Source organism: Devosia nitrariae (assembly GCF_030160115.1).
In the GTDB taxonomy this organism is placed as follows: Bacteria; Pseudomonadota; Alphaproteobacteria; order Rhizobiales; family Devosiaceae; genus Devosia; species Devosia nitrariae.
In genome coordinates this window covers 21,808-28,103 of the sequence record NZ_BSNS01000016.1, presented here as the reverse complement: position 1 = coordinate 28,103, position 6,296 = coordinate 21,808, and the positions used below count along the sequence as shown (strand labels likewise).

Below are 6,296 nucleotides of genomic sequence, written 5' to 3'. Positions count from 1 at the left end.
GGACTTCGAAACGCCCGCCGATAGGCTACAGAAGGTGTTGCGATGACCGGTTGAACCCACCACCCCTTTTCGGCCGCTCCCGATTTATCGGTTTCACGACCTAGTTTGCAGTCTTTCCGGGTGGATAGAGCGAGGCGATAACCGCGTTCTCGTCCAGCCAGTCATCCTCAAAGCTTGCCCCAAGCGCGCGTAGCACCGCGACCGAGCCTGCATTCGCGCGGGCCGGAGCGATGAAAAGCCGCGGCAGGCGCATGTGCGCGAAGGCGTAGTCAACCCAGTAGCGGGCGATCTCGGTGGCGTAGCCCTGCCGCCAGAAGGGCCGCGCAACCTTATACATCACCTCGAACTCCACCGTGCGCGTGCCGTCGCGATGGTCGTAGAGATAAGGGTTGAGTCCGCCCTGGCCAATGAAAGTGCCGTCCCTGCCCCACGCGCCGCACGGCCCGAAGCCGAACTGGCGGTGGAGCATGGCAAAACGCATGATCACCTCGCGCCGCTCATCGAGGCTGCGTTCACGGCCGGGGTCGAACCGCCAGACCTCAGGGTCAGTATCGAGCTTTGCGTGTACGATCTCGGCATCCTCCACCACATAGGGGCGCATCATCAGCCGCTCGGTTTCGAACGGCGGCTTGGGAGCATGGGCGGGGTGATAGACCTGGGCTTCCATGGCGGCACTCCCGACTGGAGGTCTCGCGAACTGTACTGATTGCGACCGCGAGTGACGAGGGCGTGAATATTTGAATGTAGCGCGGCGCGCCTAGGGGATCGGTCGCCGAGCCTCTAATCGATCCTGTAGAGCTGATACGTCCGACACAGCACAAACGCCACGCACCCCTCGAGCTCAATCCGGTTGTCACTCACCTGGGTGATCGTGCCCGTCGCCGTCTGCCCGAAGATATGCAACTTGCCCCGCCACCGGTTCTCGCCGACCTGCGGCGCATGATCGATGAGGAGCGTGTTGAGGTAAGGCAGGTTTTCTTCATTGTCGGCACCGTTGCCGAGCCAGATGAGGGTGCCGCAGAGTTGGTCCTCGTTCTCACCGCACATTTCCACCTGATAGCGCGAATCGCGCATCTCGATCTCCCAGGTGCCGACCGGCGAGGCCAGGTTCGCGGCCAGGACAGGAGAGACGACCTGCGAGAGAGCGACGGCACAAAGAACAGAAACCCATTTCATCAGCATATCTCCGGCGCCCCGACTGCGATGGATTGACTAGTTTCAATCTGAGGCAGTTTTGTGGAGGTTTCTGTCATGTCCCGGTCATAGAGAGCCCATAGGTTCCTATTGTTCCCGGCGTCCCCAACACCGGGAAAGGATCCGCTGCCCCGCGCCCCCGCTTGCGCCGCGCACGGCTTCTCCAAGGGAACGGTTTGGCCGCCAACCCCACCCGTTCCAACCGACCCCGATCGGTTCTGGCCGCCGGGCCTTGCCCAGGCGGTCTTTTTTTGGGGAAGCGACAGGCACGGGACTCGCCCCCGTGGCCCGCCAGGGCAATAAGGGTTTCCTTGAACGGATTCCCGCACCACAAATGGCCAAGCTCTACTTCTCCTACGCCGCAATGAACGCGGGCAAATCCACCCTGCTGCTGCAGGCGTCGCACAACTATCGCGAGCGCGGCATGCGCACCCTGCTCTTCACCTCGATCCATTATGCCGAGGACGGGGTGGGTCTCATCCGCTCGCGGCTCGGTATTTCCGCCGAGGCCGAAACCTATGCCGAGGGCGACGATCTCTATCAGCGCGTGCATGACGCCATGGAAGAATCCAAGGTCGATTGCGTCTTCGTCGACGAGGCCCAGTTCCTCTCCTCCGCCCAGGTCTGGCAACTCGCCCACGTCACCGATCGCCTGAAGGTGCCGGTCATGTGCTTTGGACTGCGAACCGACTTCCAGGGCAGGCTGTTTCCGGGTTCCTCGGAACTGCTCGCCATTGCCGATGTGCTGCGCGAAATCCGCACCATCTGTTCTTGCGGCGCCAAGGCGACGATGGTCGTGCGCCAGGACCAGCACGGGCGCGCGCTGACCGACGGCGACCAGGTCTCGATCGAGAAATCGGTTTATGTTTCCCTCTGCCGCAAGCATTGGGAAGAGGAAACGGGCCGCTGGCCGGCGAAAGGACCCCTGAGATGAAGGACGAGCAGACCGAACCAGAGGGCGCCCTGACCATCAGGACCCTGGCCATGCCCGCCGATACCAACCCGGCCGGCGACATCTTCGGCGGCTGGGTGATGAGCCAAATGGATATCGCCGGCGCCATCGCCGCCGTCGAGCGCGTGGGCGGGCGCGTGGTCACCGTCGCCGTCGAGGCGATGACCTTCATTGCTCCGGTCAAGGTCGGCGACGTGCTCTGCGTCTACACAACCATCGAGCGTGTCGGCACCACCTCGGTCACCGTCGAGGTCGAAGCCTGGGCCCGGCGCAACCGCGTCGCCGACCGCGTCAAGGTCACCGACGGCCGCTTCGTCTATGTGGCGCTCGGCGAAGACGGCGCCAAGCGCGTTATTGCCCGCTGACCGTTCAGCCGCCGTTCATATGGCGCGATGTTTCATAGAGCCAAGTCGCGATCTCGGGGCGGCCGGCGAATGCTGCCGGCCCTCCAGTAAGCGGATATCACGGTAAGTTGTCGTAGCGGAATTATTTACCACAACGGCAGACTTGCCTTGCAAGGACCTTGGACAACCGTCGTTTCGGGAACTTTCAAACCCTGGCGGCCGTTGCTGAAACAATAAGCATTGCCGGGTGGGGCGAAGTGCCCACACGGTCATTGGGGGTCGAGGTGTGACCTCGAAAGGAGCGTCAAAATGAAACGTCAAACGCGCAAATTGCTGCTGAACCTGGCCACCGGCATCGCCGTGGCGGCCGCAGCCCTCGCCGTCTTCCTGCCGGCAGCCCAGGCGGCGCCGGGATTTGCGACCACCAATGTCAACGTGCGCTCCGGCCCGGGCACCAGCTACGCCGTCGTCGATACCCTCGTGCGCGGCCAGCAGGTCGACGTGCAGCGCTGCGAGGGCCGCTGGTGTTACGTGGTCAAGTCCGGTCCGGACGGCTGGGTCTCTTCGAGCTATCTTTCGGCCGACCGCGGCGGATCGGGCGGCTTCAGCTTCGGGTTCACCATCGGCGGTGGCGACGGCCCCAATGTCAGCATCGGCATCGGCCGGCCGCCGATCGTCGTCGACCCGCCGGTGGTACGCCCGCCGGTCATCCGCGAAGTCTGCTTTTATGAACGCAGCCGCTTCCGCGGTGACAGCTTCTGCCTGGAGCCCGGCCAGCGCTACCGCCTGCCCAGCTTTGCCGACGGCATCGGCTCGTTCGATAACCGCGGCGGCTTCGACGTGGAACTCTGCACCCGTCGCGGTTTCGGCGAGAGCTGCCGCTCCTATACCACCAGCGCCTCTTCGCTCGGGGAGTTCGGCGAGTTCGTGGAAACCGTCCGCGTTTACCGCTAAAAGACGCGGTGAGAACAATCGGCGCCGTCCCGTCTCGGGGCGGCGCTGAAGGGCGAGTGGCCTGAACGCTTCAGCGGGCAAAAAACGCGGTTTGCACGCGTATCGTCCCCCCTCATACACCTTGACATCTCAGGCTGGGTTCCGGCATTCGCCGGAGTGACATCGGGGGGAGTTGGGGCGGTGGTTCACAAGCCGAAGTTGCAGTCGCGTAAGTGATGTTGTGCACCCTGGGTGTCGGTGCTTGGCACCGCAACGGCCACAGACTCGGTGTCACCCCGACGCAGGGACCCATCCTGAGATTCCTCAACAGCCGCAAGGTGTTGGTGGGACGCGCCAGCTCCCCCCTTTAGGGCCCCAGCGGGGCGCTTGCTTTTCTTCCGGCAGAAAGCCGGCAATACCAGGGATAAGCCATGGTCCAGATCGAAACAGTCGTTGCCGAGCGGTTCGCGGTGGGCGAGAGCCCGGTGTGGGACGGCGACAACGGACGCCTGTTCTGGACCGACATTCCGGCCGGCACCATCCACGCCCTCGAAATCGCCAGTGGAGCGCGGGCACTATGGTCGTTCGGCGAGCCGGTCGGTGCCTTCGGGCTCTGCCGCTCCGGCCGGCTGGTGGTGGCGCTGAGCGAGGACGTGGTGCTGTTCGACATGGCGACCGGCGCGCGCGAGCGCCTGGCGCGGGTCGAGCACGCCAAGCCCGGCATGCGGTTCAACGACGGCAAGGTCGGACCGGACGGCGCCTTCTGGGTCGGCAGCATGGATGCGACGGGCGTGGGTTCGCCTGCCGCGCGGCTCTATCGCATCGGGCCGGACGCAGATGTGCGCACCATCGCTGACGGACTTTCGACCTCCAACGGCCTCGCCTGGAACGCCGACGGCACGCTGATGTACCACTCGGACTCGCGGGGCCAGATGTGGATCGACGTCTGGGACTTCGACCCCGCAGCCGGCGTGGCCGCGAACCGGCGGCACCTGGTCGTCGAGAGCGAGCTCCTCGGTCGCGCCGACGGCGGCGCCTGCGACATGGCGGGCACCTATTGGTCCGCAGGACCTTCCGCCAGCCGGCTCAACCGTTTTTCGGCGGAGGGCGAGTTGCTCGAATTCATCGACCTGCCGGTGCTGCGCCCGACCATGCCATGCTTCGGTGGCCCGGATATGAAGACGGTCTATGTGACGAGCCTCAGTTCCGGAGTGGAGCCGGAACTTTTGGCCGAGCACCCGCTTTGTGGGGGAATCGTCTCGTTTCGCGCAGCTCTCGCCGGCGTACCGGTCGGACGGTTTCACGACTGATACCGCCTTGCACGAGAAGGTCGCGTGACTATGGTCCGCACCGAGCGACCGCTTCTAGAGTGCATCGAGGTACCGCATGACCGATCTTTCCGCCTTCCCGATTGCCCGGCGCTGGCCAGCCCAGCACCCCGACCGGCTGCAGCTCTACTCCCTGCCGACGCCCAATGGCGTCAAGGTCTCGATCATGCTCGAAGAGATCGGCCTGCTCTACGAGGTGCATCGGGTGGACATCGGCAAGGACGAGAGCTGGACGGAGGAGTTCCTCGCGCTCAACCCCAACGGCAAGATCCCGGTGATCATCGACCCCGACGGCCCCGGCGGCAAACCGCTGCCCCTCTTTGAATCCGGCGCCATCCTCCTCTACCTTGCCGAAAAGACCGGCAAGCTCCTCCCCGCCGCTCCGGCCCTGCGCTACGAGACCATCCAGTGGGTGTTCTTCCAGATGGGGGCGATCGGCCCGATGTTCGGGCAACTCGGCTTCTTCCACAAGTTCAAGGGTCGCGAGATCGAGGACAAGCGACCGCACGAGCGCTACCGGGCCGAAGCTCAGCGACTCCTCGGCGTGATCGAGACGCGGCTCGCCGGCCGCGAATGGATCATGGGCGACGATTTCACCATTGCCGACATCTCGATGATCGGCTGGGTGCGCAACCTGATCGGCTTTTATGAAGCGCGCGACATCGTCGGCTTCGATGAGCTGAAATACGTGCCTGGCTGGCTGGCCCGCGCCCTGGTGCGCCCCGCCGTGCAGCGCGGGCTCGATATTCCGGCGCGGCGGTGACACCGGGGTGGTGGAGGTATTGTGCCAGCCAGCAGCGCTGCGTCTGGCAGCCTGAAACACCCTAAAACAACCCCTCCGGCCCGTCCCATCCATGCATCAGCACATCCCGCCACTGCGCAAAGCCATTGCGCGCGGCCTGATCGGCGGCACCGGCGTGGTCGTAGGGAACCGTCCGCAGGCTGACCGACCATTGGCCCTCGCGCCTGTCGAGGAGCGCATAGCGCGCGTCGGGCGAGCCGATGATGACTTGCAGTCCCACCGCCCCCGGATTGACGATCAGGCGTCCATCCTTGAGCCGCACGCAGCGCGCGATGTGGGTGTGGCCGCACAATAGCACCGGGAAATCGAGCCCGTCGGCATGGGCGGCGACCGTGGCTTCGTCGGGCAGTTCCGTCCTGCGGCCGGTATAGAAGTTGTCGAGCCAGGGCATCTCGTCGCTGGTTGGCGTGCCGTGGCAGAGGAACACCTCGCCGTCGAGCACCTGCGTTGCCGGCAGACCTGACAGCCATAGCTGATGCGCCGGCGAGAGCCGCGAAACGGCGAAGCGGTCGATGAGATCAGGGGTGTCGCCGAAGATCCAGCGGTCGTGGTTGCCCGCCACGGCAACGCAACCGAGACCCATCAGCATCTCGGCCGCCCCGGCGGGGTCGAGCGGACCACTGACATTGTCACCGAGGCAAACGATCGCGTCCGCCCCTTCGGCCCGGATATCGGCGAGCACCGCGGCCAGCGCGAGGCTGTTGCCGTGGATATCGGAGATGACCGCCAGCCGCACCGAGCGA

8 protein-coding genes are annotated in these 6,296 nt (G+C 64.8%); 5 read left to right on the top strand and 3 right to left on the bottom strand.

Going from position 1 to position 6,296, the window contains the following annotated elements:
• Positions 1-100 precede the first annotated feature (100 nt).
• Positions 101-667 (bottom strand): GNAT family N-acetyltransferase, encoded by a 567-nt coding sequence (locus QQK18_RS16725; protein WP_284341505.1) that lies wholly within the window; start codon positions 665-667, stop codon positions 101-103.
• A gap of 113 nt (positions 668-780) precedes the next feature.
• The gene (locus QQK18_RS16720) at positions 781-1,176 is read right to left on the bottom strand and encodes a DUF2147 domain-containing protein (protein WP_284341504.1); all 396 of its coding nucleotides are present in this window, start codon (positions 1,174-1,176) and stop codon (positions 781-783) included.
• Between the two features lie 352 nt (positions 1,177-1,528).
• Here QQK18_RS16720 and QQK18_RS16715 point away from each other — a divergent pair, with 352 nt between their 5' ends.
• The 5 genes from QQK18_RS16715 to QQK18_RS16695 all read left to right on the top strand — a co-directional run bounded on the left by QQK18_RS16715 (position 1,529) and on the right by QQK18_RS16695 (position 5,514).
• Positions 1,529-2,128 carry a thymidine kinase gene (locus tag QQK18_RS16715; protein WP_284341503.1) on the top strand — a complete coding sequence of 200 codons (600 nt, stop codon included), beginning with the start codon at positions 1,529-1,531 and terminating at the stop codon, positions 2,126-2,128.
• Positions 2,125-2,511: an acyl-CoA thioesterase gene (locus tag QQK18_RS16710; protein ID WP_284341502.1), complete on the top strand. Its 387-nt coding sequence runs from the start codon at positions 2,125-2,127 to the stop codon at positions 2,509-2,511. The genes QQK18_RS16715 and QQK18_RS16710 overlap by 4 nt, the downstream gene beginning before the upstream one ends.
• 288 nt (positions 2,512-2,799) lie before the next feature.
• The gene (locus QQK18_RS16705; protein WP_284341501.1) at positions 2,800-3,444 is read left to right on the top strand and encodes an SH3 domain-containing protein; all 645 of its coding nucleotides are present in this window, start codon (positions 2,800-2,802) and stop codon (positions 3,442-3,444) included.
• Between the two features lie 410 nt (positions 3,445-3,854).
• Positions 3,855-4,733 (top strand): SMP-30/gluconolactonase/LRE family protein, encoded by an 879-nt coding sequence (locus tag QQK18_RS16700; protein WP_284341500.1) that lies wholly within the window; start codon positions 3,855-3,857, stop codon positions 4,731-4,733.
• A gap of 76 nt (positions 4,734-4,809) precedes the next feature.
• Positions 4,810-5,514, top strand: a complete 705-nt coding sequence (locus QQK18_RS16695; RefSeq protein WP_284341499.1) for a glutathione S-transferase N-terminal domain-containing protein — start codon at positions 4,810-4,812, stop codon at positions 5,512-5,514.
• 61 nt (positions 5,515-5,575) lie between these two features.
• Here the strand turns inward: QQK18_RS16695 and QQK18_RS16690 are convergent, their stop codons facing one another.
• Positions 5,576-6,289, bottom strand: coding sequence for a metallophosphoesterase family protein (locus tag QQK18_RS16690; protein WP_284341498.1), 714 nt, complete (start codon positions 6,287-6,289; stop codon positions 5,576-5,578).
• Positions 6,290-6,296: the final 7 nt, after the last annotated feature.